Consider the following 23035-nt stretch of genomic DNA (forward strand, 5'->3'; position numbering starts at 1 on the left):
CGGTCCCACCGTTTTCCAACGGTACCTGCGGAGGGTGTCCGAGCGGTTACCTCTTGCACAGGCGTCGAGTCATCTCGGCCGAAAGGACGGACCCCCGCGACCGCTACCGACGGCCCGGGGGCATGGCCCTCAACCACACTGGAGTTGAAGACGTGTTGCACCATATCGCCCGCCTCGTCGAGCCGCTGCTGCGTCTGCTGTGGCCCCCTTCCGGGCGGCACCGGAACCGGCACCGCGCCAGGGGAGGGGCGCGGCTCAGCCCCGTGCCGGCCGCCCCCGTCGCCCCCGGCCGCCGCCCCTCCCCGCACGAGGCCCTCCTCCATGGCGAGGACTCCCGACTCGTCCGTCCCTACCTCCGCGCCCACGAACAGCGCGAGCAGGCCAGGCAACAGCGAGCGCGCCGCCGGGCCCTCTGGTTCGCCGTGCACGGTGTCCACGTAGGGCCACGACCGATCCACGGCGGCGACGGTGGTGCCCGCCGGACCCACGGCCCCGAGGTGACCGCCGCATGATCTACGAGAGCCACGACGCCAACGCCCCCACGGCCACCCGGCCCCGTCTCCTCCCCTGGTCCAACCTCGACGGCAACCCCTGCTGTCTCATCACCGACGACACCGGCACCAGTCGTCTCTCCCGCATGGCCGACGACGTCGAAGCCGTCCAGCTCGGCATGGCCGGCGACCTTCTCGCCCACGCCGCCGACCTCCTCGGTGACGACAAGGCCACCGGGCCCCAGCTCCGTTTCCTCGCCGCCCGGCTGACCGAATCGCTCCACGACGTGCACCGCGTCGCCCGCAGCAGGGGCACCCGCCTGCCTGTCCCTGATGGCGCCGGGGGTTCTTGAGGAGGACCCCGGCGCCTGAACCCACCCGCCCCCGCCGATCGGGCGGACGTGACCCCGTAAAGCCTGACAGAAAGCACTGAACTCCCCTAGCCAGTAGGGGAGTTCAGCGTCAGTTCAGTGCCTCGCGCTTGCGACTACCAGATCGCCTCGACCCACTCCGGGTGGTCGATGAACGGGTTGCGGTTGTGCTGGTAGGTGTCGTAGATGACCTGGTTGCGCTTCTCCTCGAAGGCGCTCGGCGGGTCCGCCTCGTTCCACGCCTTGAGGACGGAGAGCTTGCCCATGTACGGGTTGCTGCCGTTGCCGACCTTCTCGTTGGGCTCCAGGTTGGCGAAGCCGTCGTCACCCTCGTAGCGCACGGCCATGTAGAGGATCATGCGGGCCACGTCGCCCCGGTCCGCGGCGCGCGGCGCGAAGGAGTCGGAGTCGACGGTGCTGCCGCCGCCGTTGGTGACCGCGCTGCCGCCGTTGTCGAAGTCCAGGTTGCCGCGGATGCTGTTGACCTGGACGTCCGCGGGACGCAGGTGGTGCAGGTCCGTGCCCGGACCGGTCACCTCGCCGAAGTCGCCGTGGGACTTGGCCCAGGTGTGCTCGCGGTTCCAGTCGCCGACGTCACCGCCGTTGAGGGACTTGGCTCGCGAGACACCGCTGTACAGCAGGATCACGTTGCTGCTGTTGTTCGGGTCCTGGTCGGTGGCCTTCAGTGCGTCCCAGACCGCGGAGTACGAGATCTTCGTCTGGCTGCTGATGATCGTGTGCAGCGAGGACTTCAGGCTCGTACCCGTCTTGCCGACCGCGTTCTTGTAGTACGTCGCGTCGTAGGCCGTCGTGGTCGCCGCGGCGGGGGTCGCGGTGAGCGCGGGCGCGGTGAGACCGACCAGGACGGCAGTGGTGGCAAGCGCCACCGACTTCCATCGGCGTATGCGTGTCGCCAGCATGTGGGGTGTCCGATCTACGCGGGTTGATTGGAGGCGGCAATCGGGAGAGTGACATGCACATGCGGTCATGGCAATGAATCTGACATGTCCATCAGGTGACGGGGACCGGCAAATCGCCCCTTGTCTACGCGAGTTGAACGCGCTTTCTTACGACGAAACGGCCCCTGACGGTGAAGTCAGGGGCCGTCGTGGACCGTTGGGCCGTGCCGGTCAGCTCACGTCCGAGGCGTCCAGCCGGTAGACCGCCGACTGGTTGCTCTGCGACGAGGCGTCCGTACCCGAGGCGTCCGAGCCGGACGCGGAACCCGAGCCGGACGCGGACGTGGAGCCCGAGCCGGACGCGGAGTTCGACGTCGAGCTGTAGGCGCTCTCCGGCACCGCCGTGCCGTTCTTCTGCACCCAGGCGGTGATCTCCTGGTTCAGGCTGCTGTTGCCGCCCATACCGCCGCCGAGCTGGATGTAGTGCAGCTCGCCCTTCTTCACCAGTTCCTTGAGCTTGGCGAGGGTCATCGCCTGGTCGCTGCCGGTGAAGCCCCCCATGGAGATGACGGGCTTGCCGCTGCTGAGGATCATCTGGCCCGCGCTCTGCGAGTTGGAGACCGCGATCAGCCAGGTGGCGCCGTCCTGGTGCTTCTCCAGGTACGAGATGAGCTCGCCGTCCGCGCCGCCCATGCCGCCGCCACCGCCCATGCCGCCGCCACCCGTACCGCCGCCGGTGCCGCCGCCCGGAGCCGTGCCGCTCTCGCCGCCGCCCGGGAACTCCCCGTCGGCTCCGCCCTGTTGGCCGTCCTGGCCGCCGTTCGGCGCTCCGCTCGGCGCGCCGCCGCCCTGCGGGAGTTCGCCGTTGCCGCCGCCCGGCGTCATCTGGCCGCCCGCGCCGCCGGGGAACTCGCCGCCCGCCTGGCCGCCCTGCTGGGTGCCGCCGGGCGCCTGGCCGCCGGGACCGCCGCCGCCGAAGCCGCCGCGGCCACCGCCGCCGCCACCGGGGCCGCCCATGCCGCCGCCGGTGGACGGACCCGCGGTCGGGTTGGTGCCGCCCATCATGCCGCTGGAGGAACCGAAGGCCGGCGAGGCGGCGTACGCCGTCGGACCGGCGAGGGCCGCCAGGATCGCCGCCGCGACGGACGCGCCGAGCAGCCGGACCCGGGTGCCGGAGCTCGCGGACCGCAGGACGAACAGGCCCACGACCGCGAGGACCATGACCACGCCGACGACCGGCCACAGCCAGGTGTTCCAGCCGGTGGCGCGCCGCAGCAGCACGATCGCCCAGACGCCGGTGACCGCGAGCCCCACGGGAAGCACCCACGACCAGCGGGCGTCACCGCCGCGCAGGGCACGCCACAGCATGACCCCGCCGCCCCCGCACAGCGCCGCGATGCCCGGGGCGAGCGCGGTCGTGTAGTAGGGGTGCATGGTGCCCTCGGCCATGGCGAAGGTCAGGTAGTGCAGCACCAGCCAGCCGCCCCACAGCACCAGCGCGGCGCGGGTGGGGTCGGTGCGCGGGGCCCGGCCGCGCAGCACCAGGCCGGCGACGAGCGCGATGCCCGCGAAGGGGATCAGCCAGGAGATCTGGCCGCCGAGGACGTCGTTGAACATCCGGCCGATGCCCGCGGTCCCGGCGAAGGATCCGCCGCCCCCGCCGCCCCCGCCGTTGCCCTCGCCGCCGAGGACCCGGCCCAGGCCGTTGTAGCCCATGATCAGATCCCAGGCGCTGCCGTCGGTCGAACCGCCGATGTACGGCCGGTCGTCGGCGGGCACCAGGGACACGGCGGTCGCCCACCAGAAGCTGGCGACGGCCAGTGCCACGGCGGCCAGCGCCAGGTTCACGGCCTTCTTCCTCCAGCCGAGCCTCGACGCGTACAGGTACACGGCGAAGACGGCGGGCAGGGCGATGTAGCCCTGGAGCATCTTGGTGTTGAAGGCGAGCCCGAAGCACACCGCGGAGCCGAGCAGCGGCAGCAGCCGGTCGTCGCGGGTGGCGCGCAGGGCGAGGGCCGCGCCGGCCACCATCAGCAGGACGAGGACGGTGTCGGGGTTGTTGTCGCGGTTGATGGCGACGGTGATCGGCGTCAGGGCGAGCACGAGGGCCGCGACGGCGGCGGCCGCGTGTCCGAAGACCCGCTTCACGCTGGAGTGCAGGATCCAGATCGTGCCCAGGGCCGCCGCGACCTCCGGCAGCATCATCTGCCAGGTGCCGAACCCGAAGATCCGGCAGGACAGGCCCATGATCATGAGCGCGAACGGCGGCTTGTCGACGGTGATGAAGTTCCCGGCGTCCAGGGAGCCGAAGAACCACGCCTTCCAGCTCTGCGTGCCGCTGTAGATCGCGGAGCTGTAGAAGCTGTTGAGGCTCGACCCGGACAGGTTCCAGGAGTAGAGCACCGCCGCCAGGATCATGATCGCGATCAGCGCGGGCAGCGACCAGCGCGGCGCCTTGTCCGGCGGGGGTGCCGCGGGGGCCGTCTCGGAGGTCGTCGGCGGGGCCCAGTCCGGGGACACGGCGGGGGGCACGGCCGGGTGGGGGAGTGGATCGGTGGCAGATGTCACCAGTGCACCGTGCATACGGCCGATGAGTACAGGCTGTGGTCAGCCTTGGGGCAGCCTGTGGGTGGGTGAGAGGTGGGTAAGAGAGGATCCGGGTTCACCCGGCGATCACCCGTCCGGCTGTCCGGAAGGGCGCACCCCACTCGTCGCGTGGTACCAGGAGGGGACTGGTCGCCACGGCTCTGGGCGCCGGCGTCCGCATCACCGGCGTGGCCGCCGCCACGCCCGCCGTGAGCTGCGCGGACGCGTCCGACCGCGTCCGACGCCTACGCGGCTGACCGCGTCCGGCCGCGTCCGACGCCTACGCGTCCGACCGCGTCCGGCCGCGTCCGACGCCTACGCGTCCGACCGCGTCCGGCCGCGTCCGACGCCTACGCGTCCGACCGCGTCCGGCCGCGTCCGACGCCTACGCGTCCGACCGCGTCCGGCCGTCGCTGACCGAATGCGACCGACTCTGACGGGCCGTGACGGGCTGTGATCGGGCGGCCCCGATTGTTGCGGAGGGATGAAATCCGCTTCCTTCGGCGTTGGTGCCTTCCGGCAGACCAGGACGACCGGGCGACCGGGACCACCGGGACGACAGGAAGGCACCGGCGTGGCAGTGCAGCAGGGGGAGCAGCGGCGAGGCTGGGCGCGCAGACTGGCCGGATACGCCTGGCGGCACCCGGCGAACGTCGTGCTGGCGCTCGGTTCCTCGCTCGCCGGCATGGCCGTCCTGGCGCTGGTCCCGCTGGTCACCAAGGTGATCATCGACGATGTGATCGGCGACCACAGCCGGGACATGGGCCCCTGGGCCGGAGCCCTGATCGCCGCCGCCGTCCTCGTCTACGTCCTCACCTACGTCCGCCGCTACTACGGCGGACGCCTCGCCCTCGACGTCCAGCACGACCTGCGGACCGAGATGTTCGAGACGATCACCCGCCTCGACGGCCGGCGTCAGGACGAGCTGTCCACCGGCCAGGTCGTGGGCCGCGCCACCAGCGACCTCCAGCTCATCCAGGGTCTGCTCTTCATGCTCCCGATGACGATCGGGAACCTGCTCCTCTTCCTGATCTCCCTGGTCGTCATGGCCTGGCTGTCCCTCCCGCTCACCCTGGTCGCCCTCGCCGTGGCACCCGCCCTCGCGTACATCGCCAGGCGCAGCCGTACCAGGCTGCACCCCGCCACCTGGTACGCCCAGGCCCAGGCGGCGGGCGTCGCGGGGGTGGTCGACGGAGCCGTCAGCGGCGTACGGGTCGTGAAGGGCTTCGGCCAGGAGGACCAGGAGACCGGCAAACTGCGCGAGGTCGGCCGCCGGCTCTTCGCCGGCCGGCTGCGCACGATCCGCCTGAACTCGGCCTACACCCCCGCCCTCCAGGCCGTCCCCGCCCTCGGCCAGGTCGCCATGCTGGCGCTCGGCGGCTGGCTGGCCGTGGGCGGCCACATCACCCTCGGCACCTTCGTCGCGTTCTCCACCTACCTCGCCCAGCTCGTCGGCCCGGTGCGGATGCTCGCCGTGGTCCTCACCGTCGGCCAGCAGGCCCGCGCGGGCACCGAGCGCGTCCTGGAGCTCATCGACACCGAACCGTCGATGAAGGACGGCGCCCAGGCGCTGCCCGCCGACGCCCCCGCCACCGTCGAGTTCGACGACGTGACCTTCGGCTACGACCCCGACCGGCCGGTCCTCGACGGCCTCACCTTCGAGATCCGCCCCGGCGAGACCCTCGCGGTGGTGGGCTCCTCCGGCTCCGGCAAGTCCACCGTCTCCCTCCTGCTGCCCCGCTTCTACGACGTCGGCAGGGGCGCCGTCCTCATCGGCGGCCACGACGTCCGCGAGCTCACCCTCGAATCGCTGCGGGCCGCGATCGGCCTGGTCCCCGAGGACTCGTTCCTCTTCTCCGACACCGTCCGCGCCAACATCGCGTACGGCCGGCCCGAGGCCACCCAGGAGCAGATCGAGGCGGCCGCCCGCGCCGCCCAGGCCGACCGGTTCATCGCCGAGCTGCCCCACGGCTACGACACGACGGTCGGCGAGCACGGCCTCACCCTCTCCGGCGGCCAGCGCCAGCGGGTGGCGCTCGCCCGGGCGATCCTCACCGACCCGCGCCTGCTGGTCCTCGACGACGCGACCTCCGCCGTGGACGCGGCGGTCGAGCACGAGATCCACGAGGCCCTGAAACAGGTCATGCAGGGCCGCACCACCCTGCTCATCGCGCACCGCCGCTCCACCCTCAACCTCGCCGACCGCATCGCCGTCCTGGACGCCGGCCGCCTCGCCGACCTCGGCACCCACGAGGAGCTCCAGGAGCGTTCCGCGCTCTACCGCAGGCTGCTCACCGACCCCGACGAGCTCGGCGGGGTCTCGCCCGGCCACGCCCAGCCCTCCCCCGCTCTCGGCTTCGCTCGAGCGGGGGGACCCCCATCGCCCGGCGAGGACACGTCCGTCCGCGACGAGCTGGACGCCGAGTTCGACGCCGAGCGCGGGGTGACCCCCCGGCTGTGGACCGGCGACCGGGAGCCGAAGGACACCGCCCTCTCCGGGATGCCGGCCACCCCCGAGCTGCTCGCCCAGATCGAGGCGCTGCCGCCGCTCGTCGACACCCCCGACGTCGACGAGCGGCAGGCGGTCCGGCCGGAGGCGTCGTACGGCCTGCGCAGGCTGCTGCGCGGCTTCGGCGCGCCCCTTCTCGTCAGCCTCGGTCTGGTCGCCGTCGACGCCGGGACCAGCCTGCTGCTGCCGGTGATGATCCGGCACGGCATCGACCAGGGCGTGACCCGGGCGGCGCTGGGGGCCGTCTGGGCGGCCTCGCTGCTCGCGCTGCTCTCCGTGATGGTGCAGTGGGTCGCGCAGACCGGCGAGATCCGGATGACCGGCCGCACCGGCGAACGCGTCCTCTACACGCTCCGGTTGAAGATCTTCGCCCAGCTGCAGCGGCTCGGACTCGACTACTACGAGCGGGAGCTGACCGGCCGGATCATGACGAGGATGACGACGGACGTCGACGCCCTCTCCACCTTCCTGCAGACCGGCCTGGTCACGGCCTTCGTCGCGATCGTCACCTTCTTCGGCATCATGGGCGCCCTGCTGGTCATCGACGTACAGCTCGCGCTGGTCGTCTTCGCCACGCTTCCGCCGCTGGTCGTCGCCACGTACTTCTTCCGCCGGGCGAGCGTGAAGGCGTACGAGCTGGCCCGCGAGCGGGTGTCGACGGTCAACGCCGACCTCCAGGAGTCGGTGTCCGGGCTCAGGATCGTGCAGGCCTTCGGGCGCGAGCGGGACGGCGCGGCACGGTTCGCGGAGCGCAGCGACAGCTACCGCGCGGCGCGTATCCGGGGCCAGTGGCTGATCTCGGTCTACTTCCCGTTCGTTCAGCTGCTGTCGTCGGTCGCGGCGGCGGCGGTGCTGATCGCGGGCGCGGGCCGGGTGGACGCGGCGACCCTCACCACCGGCGCGCTGGTCGCGTACCTCCTCTACATCGACCTGTTCTTCGCCCCCGTCCAGCAGCTCTCCCAGGTCTTCGACGGCTACCAGCAGGCGACCGTCTCCCTGGGCCGGATCCAGGAGCTGCTCCGGGAGCCGACGTCCACGAAGTCCGCCGAGGAGGCGGAGAAGGTCCGCTCGCTGCGCGGCGAGATCGCCTTCGAGGACGTGCACTTCCAGTACGGCTCCGCCGACGAACCCGAAGAGGCCCTGACCGGCATCGAGCTGCGCATCCCGGCCGGCCAGACCGTCGCCTTCGTCGGCGAGACCGGCGCGGGCAAGTCGACCCTGGTCAAACTGGTGGCCCGGTTCTACGACCCCACCGGCGGCCGGGTCACCGTCGACGGCACGGACCTGCGCGCCCTCGACCTCACCTCGTACCGTCACCGTCTCGGCGTCGTCCCGCAGGAGGCGTATCTCTTCCCCGGCACCGTCCGCGACGCCATCGCCTACGGACGGCCCGACGCCACCGACGCCGAGGTGGAGGCGGCGGCCAGGGCGGTCGGCGCGCACGAGATGATCGCCACCCTCGACGGCGGCTACCTCCACGAGGTCGCCGAGCGCGGCCGCAACCTCTCCGCCGGCCAGCGCCAGCTGATCGCGCTGGCCCGCGCCGAGCTCGTCGACCCGGACGTCCTGCTCCTCGACGAGGCGACGGCCGCCCTCGATCTGGCCACGGAAGCCCAGGTCAACCAGGCCACGGACCGCCTGACCGGCCGCCGCACCACGCTGGTCGTGGCGCACCGCCTGACCACCGCCGCCCGAGCGGACCGCGTCGTGGTGATGGATCACGGACGCGTCGTCGAGGACGGCACCCATGACGCCCTCCTGGCCCTGGACGGCAGGTACGCCCGCCTCTGGCGCACCTTCGTCGGCGAGGACGAGCCCGCGGCGGTGTGAGGGCAACCATCCGGCGTGTGTCGTGCGTCCGTACATCAGTACGGCGATCGTGAGTACGACGGGCTGGAGGGGCGGGGACCGTGGGCACAGGTGCCAGAAACGTGACGGTCCGGCGGCTGATGCTCGGGCTGGTCGTGATGATCGTGTCCGGGCTGCTCGCCGTCGTCGCGCCGGGCAGCGCGCATGCCGCGACCTCCGCCGGGTCCTGCCCGGGCCGGAAGGTGCGGACCCTGCCCTTCTCCACCGGTTCCGTGCTGGTCTACAAGGGCAGCGGCTACGTCTGTGCCGTCACCGTCCAGAAGAACCCCGGCACCAGGCGGCTGATCTCGGTGAGCGTGCAGGCGCGCGGCCATGTCGCCGTGTCGAAGTCGCGGAAGCACACGCGCAGTTCCCCGCCCGCCAGGGTCTACGCGGGGCACCGGTGCGTGCGGGTGACGGGAGCGGTGGCCGGCGGTTCGTACCGCTCGGGCTGGATCCTCTGCTGAGCCGACCCGCGCCGTGACGGCACGGCACGTCAACCCCCTCTGGTGTGACGGGTGTTGCTCCGATAGCTTCCGGCGACGCACATCTGTCTCACAGGGAGGGTGCACGCGCATGCGCAAGGCGCTCAGATGGCTGCTGGCGCTCACGGTGCTCATAGGCACCTTGAGCACGGCGGCCACGGCAGGGGCGGCCACCGCCGCCGAGCCCAAGGCCACCGCCGGCACGGACATCAAGGACCGGCTCCTCGCCGTACCCGGCATGAGCCTGGTCGAGGAGAAGCCGTACCCCGGCTACCGCTACTTCGTCCTGAACTACACCCAGCCGGTGGACCACCGGCACCCCGCCAAGGGCACGTTCCAGCAGCGGATCACCGTGCTGCACAAGGACACCGCGCGCCCCACGGTCTTCTACACCGGCGGCTACAACGTCTCCACCACCCCGAGCCGCCGCGAGCCCACCCAGATCGTGGACGGCAACCAGGTCTCCATGGAGTACCGCTTCTTCACGCCTTCCCGCCCCGCCCCGGCCGACTGGTCCAAGCTGGACATCTGGCAGGCGGCGAGCGACCAGCACCGCATCTTCAAGGCGCTGAAGAAGATCTACGCCAAGAACTGGATCTCCACGGGCGGCTCCAAGGGCGGCATGACGGCGACGTACTACGAGCGCTTCTACCCCAAGGACATGGACGGCGTGGTGGCCTACGTGGCCCCGAACGACGTCGTCAACGACGAGGACTCCGCCTACGACCGCTTCTTCGCGGGCGTCGGCACCAAGGAGTGCCGCGACCGCCTGAACGCCGTACAGCGCGAGGCGCTGGTGCGCCGGGAGCCGCTGGAGAAGAAGTACGCGGACTACGCGGCGGCGGAGGGCTTCACCTTCACCACCATCGGCAGCCTGGACCGCGCCTACGAGGCCGTCGTCCTCGACTACGTCTGGGGCTTCTGGCAGTACAGCCTGCTGTCCGACTGCGAGTCGATCCCGGCGGACGCGGCCACGGCGACGGACGACGAGATCTGGACGTCCGTCGACACGATCTCGGGCTTCTCGTTCTACACGGACCAGGGACTGTCCCCGTACACCCCGTACTACTACCAGGCGGGCACCCAACTGGGCGCCCCCACCATCCACTTCCCGTCCATCGAGAAGAAGTACATCCGCTACGGCTACCAGCCCCCGCGGAACTTCGTCCCGCGGGACATCACCATGAGGTTCCAGCCGTCGGCGATGCGTGACGTCGACACCTGGGTGAAGCACAACGCCCGTCACATGCTCTTCGTCTACGGCCAGAACGACCCGTGGGGCGCGGAACGCTTCCGGCTCGGCAAGGGCGCCGAGGACAGCTACGTCCTCACGGCCCCCGGCCTGAACCACGGCGCGAACGTCGCCGGCCTGGTCGCCGACCAGAAGGCGCTGGCCACGGCCCGGATCCTGGACTGGGCGGGCGTCGCGCCGGCCGCCGTCTCGCAGGCCCGGCCGCTGGCGAGGTTCGACGCGAAGCTGGACGTCCGGGACGTGGAGCGGGAGCCCGCGCTGCGTCCGTGACACCCGTCAACTCGCCGCGCACAGCGGCCCCGACGGCCGGCCGGCTCACATGCCGGTCGGCCGTCGTGCCGTTCACCGGTGATGTGTATAGTCCCGCCCCATGGAAACCGGTGTCGAGCTCGTGAAGCGCGCGCACGTCGACCTGCTCAGGGTCGCCACCGCGCTGTGTAGCTGACCCGCGCCCTTTTCCCGGCGCCCGCTTTCCCCTTCTCCCCCCGCTGTTTCCCCTCTCCGCCGTAGCCCCTCCCGTCGTGCGCCCGCGGCGTCCCGCCGCCGACGTGATTCAACGTTGCATCGCGAGCGATCCGGTGCGGCCAGCGCGGCCAGTGCGTCCGACCCCGCCTAAGGAATTCCGCCATGTCCTCTCCCCGTTCCCTCGACAGAAGAGCAGCCCTGCGCCTGTTCGGCGCCGCCGGCCTCGGCCTCGCCGCTGCCGCCTGCGCCGGTCCCGGCGGCGGCTCGGGGGCGACGTCCTCCAGCGCGTCCCCCTCCGCCCTCGCCACCTCGGGCACCCCCGAGGGGACCGTCTCCTTCGCCCACTGGCGGGCCGAGGACAAGGCGGTGATCGCGGACCTGATCAAGGCGTTCGTGGAGAAGTACCCCGACGCCGGGGTCGAGCAGGACATCGCCCCCTCCGCCGACTACCAGTCGACCGCCCTGCGCCGCATCCAGGGATCGAAGACCGGTGACCTGTTCACGGCGTTCCGGGGCGCGCAGTTCCAGCAGCTCGTCAAGGCCGGCGTGTACGCGCCGCTGACCGGCACGGCCGCCGTCGGCAAGTACCAGGCGAACCTCATAGGCCCCGGCGCCCAGGCCGGCGTCCAGTACGGGCTGCCGTACCAGCTGGTCTTCAACATGCCGCTCGCCAACACCGACGCCCTCGACAAGGCGGGCCACACCGCCGCGCCGACGGACTGGGACGGCTTCCTCCAGCTGCTGGACGACCTCAAGGCCAAGGGCTACACCCCGCTCGCCTGGCCCGGCGGCGACGCGGCCAACGCGGGCCAGCTGCTCAACACGATGGTCATGAACAACGCGCCCGCCGACGACGCGTTCACGAAGATCGAGTCGGGCGCCTACAAGGTCACCGACGACTGGTTCCTCACCACGCTGGAGCAGTACGCCCAGCTCGTCCCGTACCTCCAGGCGCGCGCCACCGGCTCCACCACGGACGCCGTCACCCAGCTGTTCGCGCAGGGCAGGGCGGGCCTGCTGGCCACCGGTTCCTTCCAGATGGCGGGCGTGCGCGCGCTCGGCGCGAAGTTCCCCTTCGGCCTCGTCGCGCCGATCACCACCGCGCCCGGGAAGGCGAAGTACGAGGGCGTCTTCAACACGACCTTCATCCTCGGCGTGAACAGCGCCTCGAAGGTCCAGTCCGCCGCCTACGCCTTCCTGGAGTTCCTCGGCGACCCGGCCAACGCGGGCGTCTACGCCAACGGCACCGGCCAGCACGTCACCGTCCAGGGCGTCGAGTACACCAACGCCGACCTCAAGGCCGTCGCGCCCTGGCTGACGAAGAAGACGCTGCTCGCGCCCCGCTTCCAGTTCCTGAACCTCGACATCCGCACGGCCGTCGAGAACGCGACGGTGGCGGTCGTCGGGGGGAAGAAGCCGGCGCAGGCGGCCGAGGAGGCCCAGCGTGTCATCGACCAGAAGCGCGCGTAGCCGCCGCGCGACGCGGGCACTGTGGCTCTTCCCGGTGCCCGCGCTGGCCCTCTACCTGTTCTTCTTCGCCTACCCCACCGTCCAGGCGGTGCAGTACGCGCTGACCGACTGGGACGGCTACAGCACCTCCTACGACAGCGTCGGCCTGCGCAACTTCACCGAACTCGCCACCGGCGACGACGTGTTCAGGAACGCGGCGGAGAACAACCTGAAGCTCACGCTCACGGTGGTCCTCGCCCAGACCGCCCTGGCCCTGCTGCTCGCGCTGTACCTGGTCCGCACGACGAGGGCCTCGACCCTGCTGCGGGCCCTGTTCTTCCTCCCCACCGTGCTGTCCTCGGTCTCCGTCGCGTTCGTGTGGCGGTTCGTCTACGACCCGGACGGCGGGCTGCTCAACTCCGGCCTGCGCGCGGTGGGGCTGGACTCCCGGCAGTCGGTGTACCTCGGCAACCCGGACACGGCCGTGTTCTGGCTGGCGGTGACCCAGGTGTGGTTCCACGCGGGCCAGATGATGGTCGTCTACGTCGCCGGACTCCAGGCGATACCCCGGGAGCTGTACGAGGCGGCCGAACTGGACGGCGCGGGCCGCTGGGACAGTTTCCGGCACATCACCTGGCCGCTCGTCGCCCCCGCCACCGGAATCGTCGTCGCGTACACCACCGTCCAGTCCTTCAAGGCCTTCGACCTGGTGCTCGGGCTCGGCGGCAACCCGCCGGGACCGGCCCTCGACCTTCTCTCCACCCGCGTCTACACCACCTTCTCCAACAACGAGTTCGGCTACGCGGCCGCCCAGTCCCTGGTGTTCATGGCGCTGATCGCGCTGCTCACCTGGGTGCAGCGGCGGGCGCTGCGGAGGGCTGCCTGACGTGCTGCACAAGACCATCCGACCCGTGGTGCTCCTGCTGGGCGCGGCGGCCGTCGTCCTGCCGCTGCTCGTCGTGCTGTTCGGCACCTTCAAGACGCTGCCCCAGCTCTTCGACTCCCCGCTGTCGCCGCCCGCTTCACCCACCCTCGACAACTACCGCCGGGCGGTGGACGAGGGCGGACTCGGCGCGGCGTTCACCAACAGCCTTCTCGTCACGGCGGGCGCGGTGCTGCTGACCCTGGTCGTCGCGAGCCTGGCCGCGTTCTTCTGCGCGCGGGTGCCCGGCCGGGCGGGCCGGGCGGTGTTCGGCGTGCTGGTGGCGGGCCTCGCGGTGCCCGCCCAGGCGGCGATCGTCCCGCAGTACGTCCTCTTCGACCGGCTCGGCCTCACCGACAGCCTCCTCGGGCTGGTCCTCGTCGACACGACGATGACCCTGCCGACGGCCGTGTTCATCCTCGGCGCGTTCCTGCGCACGATCCCGGAGGAGCTGTACGAGGCCGCGGAACTGGACGGCGCGGGCCCGCTGCGGGCGTTCCGCTCGATCGCGCTCCCGCTGACCCGCCCGGCCCTCGCCACCACCGGCATCTTCCTGTTCGTCATGGACTGGAACGACCTGCTGTACCCGCTGCTGTTCGTCCGCTCCCGGGAACACCGCACGCTGCCGCTGGCCCTGCTCGACTTCCAGGGCGAGTTCCTCACCCGGTACCCGCTGCTGTTCGCCGGGGTCGTCATCGCGTCGGCGCCGGTGGTCGTGGTGTACGTGCTGCTCCAGCGCCACTTCGTGTCCGGCCTGACGGCGGGGGCGGTACGGGGGTAGCGGTACGGGAGCGGGCCCGTCCTAGGTGCTTTCCCGGACGACGAGCCGGTGTCCGGCGATCAGCACCGAGGACTCGGCCGGGGTCCGCCCGCCGGTCCGGTCCACCAGGGCCGTCACCGCCAGCCGGGCCAGTTCCCGCTTGTCCGGGGCGATCGTGGTGAGCGGGGGAGCGGTGTAGCGGGCCTCCTCGACGTCGTCGAAACCGACGACCGCGACATCCCCGGGGACCGTCAGCCCCCGCTCCCGCAGGGCGTGCAGGGCGCCCTGGGCCAGCGCGTCGGCGAAGCAGAACACCGCGTCGGGCGGCTCGGGCAGGTCGAGGAGGGCGCGCATGGCGGCGGCGCCGTCGGCCCGGTGGTAGGCGGCGACGGGTGGTGCGAGCGTCTTGTCGTAGCGCAGCCCGGTCCGGTCCAGGGCCTGCCGGTGACCGGCCAGGCGGGTCGCGGAGGTCGCGGCGTGCGGCACGGTCTGGCGGCCGATCACCGCGATCCGACGGCGGCCGCGGGCCAGCAGATGCGCCGTCGCCTCGCGGGCCGCACCCGTGTTGTCGATGGTGACGTGCGGACAGGGCAGGTCGTGCACGCGCTCGCCGAGCAGCACGAGCGGCGCGGTCGACCCGGCCCGCGCGGCGGCCCGGTCGTCGAGTGCGAGCGGGCTCAGGATCACCCCGTCCACCAGCGGATCGGTCCGGCCGAGGACGATCTCCAGCTCGGCCTCCGGGCGGCCGCCGGTGGCCTCCACGAGCAGGGTCCGGCCGAGCCCCGCGGCCTCCCGCAGCAGGTGTCCGGCCAGCTCGGCGAAGTACGGCATGGAGAGGTCGGGCACGGCGAGCAGCAGTACCCCGCTGCGGCCGGTGCGCAGCCGCCGGGCGGCGGTGTTGGGCCGGTAGCCGAGTTCCTCGACCGCGAGCAGCACCCGCTCGCGGGTGGTCTCGGAGAAACGCCCGGTGCCGCGGACCACGTTGGACACGGTCCGCATGGACACGCCGGCCCGCTCGGCCACCTCCCTGAGCCCGATCCCTGCGCGCATCGGCCCACCATAAGGCCGTCGACGAGGGGGCCGATCGGGTTCCCGGGGCAGCCGACATCAGCCGTTCACACCGGCCGCGCGCGCCCCACCGGATCCGGCCGCAGCCCAGCTGGACGTAGAGGGCCCAGGACGCCGGACGCACGCCGGCCGCGCGGGGCGCTCTGCGCGTGGTGCGCGGGACACGCCCGGCGGTCGGCGTGCGCCTAGTACGTCAGGCCGTGCCCGATCGGATACAGCACCTGCGTCGGATCGTCCGCCCGCCGCACGGGCACCGGCAGCTTCCCGCGCGGCCCGACCACCCCGGCGATCACCCTGGCGGCGGCCCGCAGTTCGACGTCGGTCCAGCAGTAGGCGGCCAGGCAGGCTCGGACAAACGGGAGTTGGGCCACGTCGTACGGGTTGCGGACGGCCACCGCCACCACCGGCCGTCCCGTCGACGCCAGTTGCCGCACCAGCGTTCGCTGCGCGTCGGCCGCCGTGACGTTGTAGGTCGCGACCACCACGGCGTCCGCCCCGCCCGCGGCCGTCACCGCCCCGGCGATCGTCTCGGCGGACGGGGCCGTGCCCGTGGCCAGGGCCGTCGCCCTGAAACCCAGTGCGGTGAGGGCAGCGGCCAGGACGCCGGTGGGCGGGCCCGTGGTGCCGGTGGGGGAGGCCGGGTCGGCACCGACCACCAGGAGCCGGGGGTGGGTCCGGGGCGAGAGCGGCAGCAGCGGTCCCTCGTTGACCAGCAGCGTCGTGGTCCGCTCGGCGATCCGGTCGGCCGCGGCGAGGTGCTCCGGCGCCCCGACCGTCCGCCCCACGTCGGCCGGGTCGACGTACGGCTCGTCGAACAGACCCAGCCGTGCCTTGAGCCGCAGGATCCGCAGGACCGACGCGTCGAGCCGCTGCTCCGGGAGCTCCCCGTCCTGTACGGCCTTCAGGACGGCGTTCCAGGCCACGTCCAGGTGCGGCGGGTTGAGGAGCTGGTCGACACCGGCCTTCAGCGCGAGCACCGGCACCCGGGCGTCGCCGTACTTGGTGCGCACGCCCGCCATGTCGAGGGCGTCGGTGACCACGACCCCGTCGTAGCCGAGCTTCTCGCGCAGGATGCCGGTGACGATCGGACGGGAGAGGGTGGCGGGGTCACCGGAGTCGTCGAGGGAGGGCACCAGGATGTGCGCGGTCATGAGGGAGTCGACGCCGGCCGCGATCGCCGCCCGGAAGGGCACCGCGTCCAGCGTCTCCCACTCCTCGCGCGAGTGGGTGATGACGGGAAAGCCGGTGTGGCTGTCGACGGCGGTGTCGCCGTGCCCGGGGAAGTGCTTGGCGGTCGCCGCCACTCCCGCCGCCCGGTAGCCCTCGGCCTCCGCCGCGACCAGGGCGGCCACCGCGGCCGGGTCGGCGCCGAAGGAACGCACGCCGATGACCGGGTTGGCCGGGTTCACGTTGACGTCGGCGACGGGGGAGTAGTCCTGCCGGATGCCCATCGCCCGCAGCTCACGGCCGGCGAGGCGGCCGAGGGTACGGGCGTCGGCGCGGCTGCCCCCGGCGCCGATCGCCATGGCGCCCGGGAAGAGCGTGGCGGGTCGGCCCACCCGGCAGACGGCACCGTGCTCCTGGTCGGTGGAGATCAGCACCGGCAGGCCGCGCGGCTGCCGGAGGGACGCCCGCTGGATACCGTCGGAGAGGTCCGCGATCTGCCGTGGGTCCCGGATGTTGTGCGCCCAGGCGAAGTAGATGATCCCGCCGAGCCGGTAGCGGGCGAGCAGTTCGGCGGCCGTGCGTACGCCGAGTCCGCCGAGGTTGGCCTCGATGTCGGCCTGGTCGGGCGCGGTCGCCGAGTGGCCGTACACCCGTGAGACGAAGACCTGGCCGACCTTCTCCTCCAGGGTCATACGGGCGAGGAGTTCGGCGGGCCGACGGTCGTCCGCGTGCGCCGGACCGCCGGCGGCGAGGGTGGCGGTGACGCTCGCGCCGGCGGCGAGGACGGTGCGTCTGGAGGGCATGTGCGCTCCTTCCGGTGGGGGGCCGGTTGCGCACGCTACCTGCGCGGGGCGCCGTCATCGGCGCATTGGAGGGGGGCGCGCCGATGACGGCTCGGCTGCCGGGCCGCGGTAGCGGCTCGGGCGACCCGGTGCGCCGGGCCGGGCCCGATGGCCCGGGGGCACGATGGTCCGTGGCCCCGGGGCGGTCAGTGTGCCGACGCCCTCGGCCACTCCTCCCGCAGTGCCCGTACCGCCTCCGCGATCGCCGGACGCCGGGCCGCCCCCGTGCGCCACAGCGCGTACAGCCGTCGTACGGGTGTCGGGTCGAGCGGGACCTCCACGACCCCGGCCGGCAGCGGGCCGCGCCCGAGGCGGGGGATGAGCGCGACCCCGAGACCGGCGGCGACCAGGGCGACGAGGGTGGGATTCTCCTCGGCCGTGTGGACGAGGTCGGGCTCGTGCCCCGCCGCCCGCAGCGTGCGCACCAGCCAGTCGTGACAGACCCGGCCCGGCGGCTGGCAGATCCACCGCTCACCGCCCAGCTCCTCGCGCCGCACGCCCGTCCGCCCCGCGAAGGGGTGCCCCTCGGGCACCAGCAGATCGCACGCGTCGTCGCCGATCACCGCGTGTTCGACACCCGCCGGGGCGGGCAGCGGCACGATGTCCCAGTCGTGCGCGACGGCGAGGTCGACGGCCCCCTTCGCCACCAGGTCCACGGACAGGTGCGGGTCGACCTCGCTGAGCCGGGCGTCCAGGGCCGGATGCAGGCGGGCGAGGCCGGCGAGGACGGACGGCAGCAGTCCGCGCGCCGCCGAGGGGAACGCGGCGATGGCCAGCCGCCCGGCCGGCACCCCGCGCCGCTCCTCGAGACCGGTCTCGGCCCGCTCGACGATCGCCAGCAACTCCTTCGCCGTGGCGGCGAGTTGGAGTGCCTCGTCGGTGAGCCGGATGCCGCGCCCCGCCCGCTCCAGCAGCACGGTCCGGGTCTCCCGTTCCAGCTTGGTGATCTGCTGGGAGACCGCCGACGGGGTGTAGCCGAGGGCGGCGGCCGCCGCGCCCACGGTGCCGTGGACGGAGACGGCGTGCAGGGCGCGCAGTCGCTGGAGATCGAGCACCGTGAGTCCAATCGGTAGCGTTCCTTCATCCCACCATGCAGCAATCATCGCTGGTGCTTCACGGTCCGGGCGGGTGATCCTCGGCGCATGCGCCCCGCTCACCTCGCCCTCGCCGTCCTCGTCGCCGCCGTCTGGGGCGTGAACTTCACCGTCGTCGAGATCGGCCTCGGTCACTTCCCGCCGCTGCTCTTCTCGGCCCTGCGTTTCCTGGTGGCGGCACTGCCCGCGGTGTTCTTCGTCGGCCGCCCGAAGGTGGCCTGGAAGTGGATCGTGGCGGTGGGCCTGGTGCTGGGGGTGGCGAAGTTCGGGCTGTTGTTCGTCGGCATGGACGCGGGCATGCCGGCCGGCCTGTCCTCGCTGGTCCTCCAGATCCAGTCGGTGTTCACGGCCGTCATCGCGTTCGCGGTGCTCGGCGAACGCCCCACCCGGGTCCGGCTGCTGGGCATGGCCGTGGCCCTCGCCGGGATCGGGGTGGCCGCGGCCGACGAGGGCGCCTCCGGTTCGCTCGGCGCGTTCGCGCTGGTCATCGCGGCGGCGGCCTGCTGGGGCGCGTCGAACGTCCTCACCCGCAAGGCCTCCCCGCCGGACCCGCTGAACTTCATGGTGTGGGTGAGCACGGTCCCGGTGCTGCCCCTGCTCGCCCTCTCCCTGCTGACCGAGGGCCCGTCGCGGGACCTGGCGGCGCTGCGCGCGCTGGACTGGCAGGGCGCCGGCACGCTCGGCTATGTCGCCTGGATCACCACGGTCTTCGGCTTCGGCGCCTGGGGCTGGCTGCTGCACCGCCACCCGGCGTCCACGGTGGCCCCCTTCTCCCTGCTGGTCCCCGTCTTCGGCATGACGTCGGCCGCCCTGTTCCTCGGCGAGCCGGTGAGCGGCCTGCGCTGGTGCGCGGCGGCGCTGCTGGTGGGCGGGGTGGCACTGACCTCGCTCGCACCGGCGGCCCCGACGGCCGCCCCGGGGGCCCGCCCACCGGCCGCCCGACCGGCCGTCGCACCGGCCGCCCCACCCGCTGTTCGACCTGCTGCTCAACCCGCCGACCAGGCCCCTGCTCAACCCGCTGGCCAAGCCCCTGCTCGACCCGCTGACCAGCCCGCTGTGCTACCTGTTGTTCAGCCGGAGGGAACCGGCTGGACCTCCGTCCATCCCGTGGACGTACCGGCGCCGGAGCGTACCGGCGCGGGATCATGAGGGGCATGGCCCTCGTCGACATCCCCGGTTCCAAGTCCCTCACCGCCCGCGCCCTCTTCCTGGCGGCGGCAGCCGACGGCGTCACCACCCTCCAGCGTCCCCTTCGCTCCGACGACACCGAGGGGTTCGCCGAGGGCCTGACCCGGCTCGGCTACCGGGTGGGACGGACACCGGACGCCTGGCAGGTCGACGGCCGCCCGCTGGGCCCGGCGCTCGCCGAGGCCGACGTCTACTGCCGGGACGGCGCGACCACGGCCCGCTTCCTGCCGGCCCTCGCCGCCGCCGGCCACGGCACGTACCGCTTCGACGCCTCCCCGCAGATGCGCCGCCGCCCCCTCCTCCCGCTCACCCGCGCCCTGCGTGACCTGGGTGTGGACCTGCGGCACGAGGAGGCGGAGGGCCACCACCCGCTGACCGTGCGGGCGGCCGGCGTGGAGGGCGGGGACGTGGTGCTGGACGCCGGTCAGTCCTCCCAGTACCTGACCGCCCTCCTCCTGCTCGGCCCGCTCACCCGCACCGGCCTGCGCATCACGGTCACCGACCTGGTCTCGGTGCCGTACGTCGAGATCACGATCGCGATGATGCGGGCGTTCGGGGTGGAGGTGGGGCGCGAGGGGAACACGTACGTCGTCCCGCCGGGCGGCTACCGGGCCACGACCTACGCGATCGAACCCGACGCCTCCACCGCGAGCTACTTCTTCGCGGCGGCCGCGCTGACCGGCGGCGAGGTGACCGTGCCGGGCCTCGGCGAGCGCGCGCTCCAGGGCGACCTGGGATTCGTGGACGTACTGCGGCGGATGGGCGCCCGGGTGGACGTCGGCGCGGACCGTACGACCGTGTCCGGGACCGGTGGACTCCGCGGCGTCACGGTCAACATGCGGGACATCTCCGACACCATGCCGACCCTCGCCGCGATCGCCCCCTTCGCCTCCGGCCCCGTACGCATCGAGGACGTGGCGAACACGCGGGTGAAGGAGTGCGACCGCCTGGAGGCCTGCGCGGAGAACCTCCGGCGGCTGGGCGCCGAGGTGGCGACCGGCCCCGACTGGATCGAGATCAGGCCCGGCGCCGCCGGTTCTCGTGCGGGCGGTTCCCTCACGGGCGCCGACATCAAGACCTACGGCGACCACCGCGTCGTCATGTCCTTCGCGGTGACGGGACTGCGCGTCCCCGGAATCTCGTTCGACGACCCCGGCTGTGTCCGCAAGACTTTCCCCGGATTCCACGAGGCGTTCGCGGAACTGGCGAAGGTACTGCGGAAGGACGGCGACGGGTGAGTTTCACGCTGGAGGGACCGGTCCTCGAAGGCGCGCTGGTGCGCCTGGAGCCGCTGGAGCGGCGGCACACGGCCGAGCTTGCGGTGGCCGCGGAGGAGAACCGGCGGACGTACGACTTCACCTGGGTGCCGAGGGCGCACGAGGTCGGTGACTACGTCGACGCCCAGCTCGCCCGTGCGGCGACCGGCAGGCTCGCGCCCTACGCCCAGATCTCCCTCGCCTCCGGCCGGGCGGTCGGCGCGACCTCGTTCTGGGAGCCGCGTTCCTGGCGGAGCGACGATCAACTGGACGCCGTCGAGGTCGGTTTCACCTGGCTGGCCGGTTCCGCCCAGGGCACCGGCATCAACGCCGAGGCCAAGCTCCTCCTCTTCCGGCACGCCTTCGCGCACTGGCGCGTCTCCCGGGTGGACCTGAAGACGGACGCCCGCAACGCCCGCTCCCGCGCGGCCATCGCGAGCGTCGGCGCCCGCTTCGAGGGCGTCCTGCGCAACTGGTCCCGGTCCTGGGCACCGGGGGAGGACGACCGCCTGCGCGACTCCGCGATCTTCTCGATCACGGCGGAGGAATGGCCGGGATGTGAGCGACGGCTGGTGGAACGGGTGGCGGGATTCCTGCCGCGCGTGGGGTGAGCGCCGCCGGGCACGCGGCGCGGCGGTTCGTCCGGCCCGGGGAGGCGCTGTCCTCGGCGCTGGAAACCGTCGTCACGGGCCGGCAACGTGCTCCTGCGGTACACCCCCGCCCTATCGCCGTCGTCGTCGCCGAACACCCGACACGGTGCCTGGACGGGGAGGCGAAGCTCACGGTGCGGTAGCGGGCGGCGCGGTGGCCGGTGGTGCGGTGGCCGGTGGCGGGATGGCCGGTGACGCGGCGGGAGCGGCGGCCTCCGGGGCCGGAGCCTGCGGGGCCGGGGCCTGCGGGCCTGGGGCCTGCGGTGCCGGGGCCTGTGGGGCCTGTGGGGCCTGTGGGGCCAGCGGATCGGTGCCGCCCGCGCGGCCGCTCCGCAGCTCCGGAGTCGTCGTCCCCACCGCGGTGACCGCCGCCAGGCACATCAGGCCGCCGGTGATCAGCGCGGTCGTGCCCGAGGTCCAGCCGGCCACCACACCGCCGCGCAGGTTGCCGAGGTTGGGCCCGGCCTGGCCGACGATCGTCTCGGCCGCCGTCACCCGGCCCAGCAGGGCGTCCGGGGTCCGGGTCTGCACGATCGTGGCCCGGGACAGCACGGCCACCGAGTCCGCCCCACCGGCCACCACCAGCATCCCCAGGCCCGCCCAGGCGCTGGTCGTCAGGCCGAAGAGGGCGAGGGCCGCGCCCCAGACACCCGCGGAGCAGAGCATCACCGGGCCGGGGCGGGCGAGCCGGGTGACCGGTCCGGAGAGGGCGGTCGCCGCCACCCCTCCCACGGCGAGCGCGGACAGGAACAGACCGAGCGTGCGCGGGTCGCCGCCGAAACGTTCCTCGTTGACGAGCGGGAACAGACTGGCCGGCATCGCCAGCACGGTGGCGGCCAGGTCGACCAGCAGCGCGCCGCGCACCGCCCGGTGACCGGTCAGGAAGCGCAGGCCGTCCAGGACGCCCTGGACACCGGGGCGGGACTTCTCGCCCTCGGGCGGCAGCGCGGGCAGCCCGTAGGCGCCGTAGAAGGACATGCCGAAGGTGAGGGCGTCCACCAGATAGCAGACGCCGACGCCCCACCAGCCGAGCACGATGCCGGCGACGGCCGGGCCGAGCAGCATCATCGCCTGGCCGGTGACCTGGTTCAGGGCGAGACCCGCGGCGACCTGGTCCTTGGGCAGCAGCCGGGGCACGAACACGCCCGCCGCGGGCGCGCCGATCGCCCCGAACGACGACTGCACCGCCACCAGGGCCAGCACGAGGGCCACCGGCGCCCGCCCGGTGAAGCCCTGCACGGCCAGCAGGACGGAACAGACCGCCGAGCCGACGGTGCTCAGGAGATACGCGCGGCGCCGGTCGGCACGGTCCACCCAGGACCCCGCGAACAGCCCGACGCCGATCAGCGGCAGCGCCTGCGCCAGCCCGACCGCGCCGCTCCAGACCGAACTGTGGGTCGTGTCCCAGACCTGGTACATGACGGTGACCATGGTCATGAAGGCGCCGAGCGTGGACACCGTGCGCCCGATCAGCAGCCGCCGGAAGACGGGGGAGGAGCGTAGCGGACGAACGTCGACCAGGGCCCTGGACAGAAGGCTCATGACGGAACGACGGCGCCGCACGCCGATGGCTGCTGATACACGGCGCGGAGGCTAACCCGCACACCACCCGAGGTGCCACTCGATTACCGGCCCCACACGGCCTGCGGCGTGCCGGCCCGGCTGCTGGCCTCGGCGAAAGGCCGTACGCGCGAGGCCTGCGGCGTGCCGGCCCGGCTGCTGGCCTCGGTGTC

The 23035-nt window shown here is 72.8% G+C and carries 18 protein-coding genes; 12 read left to right on the top strand and 6 right to left on the bottom strand.

Annotation, left to right across the window (positions count from 1 at the left end; translation table 11 throughout):
• The first annotated feature begins 152 nt into the window (after positions 1–152).
• A complete protein-coding gene (locus QQM72_RS25020; protein ID WP_314223096.1) occupies positions 153–512 on the top strand; it encodes a hypothetical protein in 360 nt (119 codons plus the stop codon).
• Complete coding sequence (locus QQM72_RS25025; protein ID WP_314223097.1) at positions 509–844, top strand: hypothetical protein; 336 nt, start codon at positions 509–511, stop codon at positions 842–844. The genes QQM72_RS25020 and QQM72_RS25025 overlap by 4 nt, the downstream gene beginning before the upstream one ends.
• A 134-nt stretch (positions 845–978) precedes the next feature.
• Here the strand turns inward: QQM72_RS25025 and QQM72_RS25030 are convergent, their stop codons facing one another.
• Both QQM72_RS25030 and QQM72_RS25035 read right to left on the bottom strand, forming a co-directional pair.
• Positions 979–1782: an endonuclease I family protein gene (locus QQM72_RS25030; protein WP_028807161.1), complete on the bottom strand. Its 804-nt coding sequence runs from the start codon at positions 1780–1782 to the stop codon at positions 979–981.
• A gap of 210 nt (positions 1783–1992) precedes the next feature.
• The gene (locus tag QQM72_RS25035; protein WP_314223098.1) at positions 1993–4329 is read right to left on the bottom strand and encodes an ArnT family glycosyltransferase; all 2337 of its coding nucleotides are present in this window, start codon (positions 4327–4329) and stop codon (positions 1993–1995) included.
• 592 nt (positions 4330–4921) lie between these two features.
• Between QQM72_RS25035 and QQM72_RS25040 the strand changes: the two genes are divergently transcribed.
• The 7 genes from QQM72_RS25040 (at position 4922) to QQM72_RS25065 (ending at position 14058) form a co-directional block, all read left to right on the top strand.
• A complete protein-coding gene (locus QQM72_RS25040; RefSeq protein ID WP_314223099.1) occupies positions 4922–8686 on the top strand; it encodes an ABC transporter ATP-binding protein in 3765 nt (1254 codons plus the stop codon).
• A 119-nt stretch (positions 8687–8805) separates the two neighbouring features.
• Positions 8806–9171, top strand: a complete 366-nt coding sequence (locus QQM72_RS25045) for a hypothetical protein (protein WP_314223200.1) — start codon at positions 8806–8808, stop codon at positions 9169–9171.
• Between the two features lie 109 nt (positions 9172–9280).
• Positions 9281–10711, top strand: a complete 1431-nt coding sequence (locus QQM72_RS25050) for a S28 family serine protease (protein ID WP_314223100.1) — start codon at positions 9281–9283, stop codon at positions 10709–10711.
• 100 nt (positions 10712–10811) lie between these two features.
• Positions 10812–10886 carry a putative leader peptide gene (locus QQM72_RS40935; RefSeq protein WP_399078579.1) on the top strand — a complete coding sequence of 25 codons (75 nt, stop codon included), beginning with the start codon at positions 10812–10814 and terminating at the stop codon, positions 10884–10886.
• A 182-nt stretch (positions 10887–11068) separates the two neighbouring features.
• Positions 11069–12376, top strand: coding sequence for an ABC transporter substrate-binding protein (locus QQM72_RS25055; RefSeq protein ID WP_314223101.1), 1308 nt, complete (start codon positions 11069–11071; stop codon positions 12374–12376).
• Positions 12351–13241, top strand: coding sequence for a carbohydrate ABC transporter permease (locus QQM72_RS25060; RefSeq protein WP_314223102.1), 891 nt, complete (start codon positions 12351–12353; stop codon positions 13239–13241). The genes QQM72_RS25055 and QQM72_RS25060 overlap by 26 nt, the downstream gene beginning before the upstream one ends.
• A gap of 1 nt (position 13242) precedes the next feature.
• Entirely contained in the window at positions 13243–14058 is an 816-nt protein-coding gene (locus tag QQM72_RS25065) for a carbohydrate ABC transporter permease (RefSeq protein WP_314223103.1), read from the top strand.
• A 21-nt stretch (positions 14059–14079) separates the two neighbouring features.
• On the opposite strand, the gene QQM72_RS25070 is transcribed toward QQM72_RS25065, so the two are convergent.
• The 3 genes from QQM72_RS25070 to QQM72_RS25080 all read right to left on the bottom strand — a co-directional run bounded on the left by QQM72_RS25070 (position 14080) and on the right by QQM72_RS25080 (position 18169).
• On the bottom strand, positions 14080–15087 hold the full coding sequence (locus tag QQM72_RS25070) for a LacI family DNA-binding transcriptional regulator (RefSeq protein ID WP_314223105.1): 1008 nt from the start codon (positions 15085–15087) through the stop codon (positions 14080–14082).
• Positions 15088–15290: 203 nt separating this feature from the next.
• Positions 15291–17075 carry a glycoside hydrolase family 3 protein gene (locus QQM72_RS25075; RefSeq protein WP_314223106.1) on the bottom strand — a complete coding sequence of 595 codons (1785 nt, stop codon included), beginning with the start codon at positions 17073–17075 and terminating at the stop codon, positions 15291–15293.
• Positions 17076–17260: 185 nt separating this feature from the next.
• The gene (locus QQM72_RS25080; protein WP_314223107.1) at positions 17261–18169 is read right to left on the bottom strand and encodes a LysR family transcriptional regulator; all 909 of its coding nucleotides are present in this window, start codon (positions 18167–18169) and stop codon (positions 17261–17263) included.
• A gap of 87 nt (positions 18170–18256) precedes the next feature.
• Here QQM72_RS25080 and QQM72_RS25085 point away from each other — a divergent pair, with 87 nt between their 5' ends.
• From QQM72_RS25085 to QQM72_RS25095, 3 genes are read left to right on the top strand one after another with little or no spacing between them, the layout of a single operon-like run.
• A complete protein-coding gene (locus QQM72_RS25085; RefSeq protein ID WP_314223108.1) occupies positions 18257–19357 on the top strand; it encodes an EamA family transporter in 1101 nt (366 codons plus the stop codon).
• A 5-nt stretch (positions 19358–19362) separates the two neighbouring features.
• Positions 19363–20634 (top strand): 3-phosphoshikimate 1-carboxyvinyltransferase, encoded by a 1272-nt coding sequence (gene aroA / locus QQM72_RS25090; RefSeq protein WP_314223109.1) that lies wholly within the window; start codon positions 19363–19365, stop codon positions 20632–20634.
• Positions 20631–21263 carry a GNAT family N-acetyltransferase gene (locus QQM72_RS25095; protein WP_314223110.1) on the top strand — a complete coding sequence of 211 codons (633 nt, stop codon included), beginning with the start codon at positions 20631–20633 and terminating at the stop codon, positions 21261–21263. The genes aroA and QQM72_RS25095 overlap by 4 nt, the downstream gene beginning before the upstream one ends.
• 168 nt (positions 21264–21431) lie before the next feature.
• Here QQM72_RS25095 and QQM72_RS25100 read toward each other — a convergent pair whose 3' ends face one another.
• Entirely contained in the window at positions 21432–22844 is a 1413-nt protein-coding gene (locus QQM72_RS25100; RefSeq protein WP_314223111.1) for an MFS transporter, read from the bottom strand.
• Positions 22845–23035 lie beyond the last annotated feature (191 nt).

The sequence above is a fragment of the Streptomyces zaehneri genome, from assembly GCF_032248645.1.
GTDB classification, from domain to species: Bacteria; Actinomycetota; Actinomycetes; order Streptomycetales; family Streptomycetaceae; genus Streptomyces; species Streptomyces coriariae.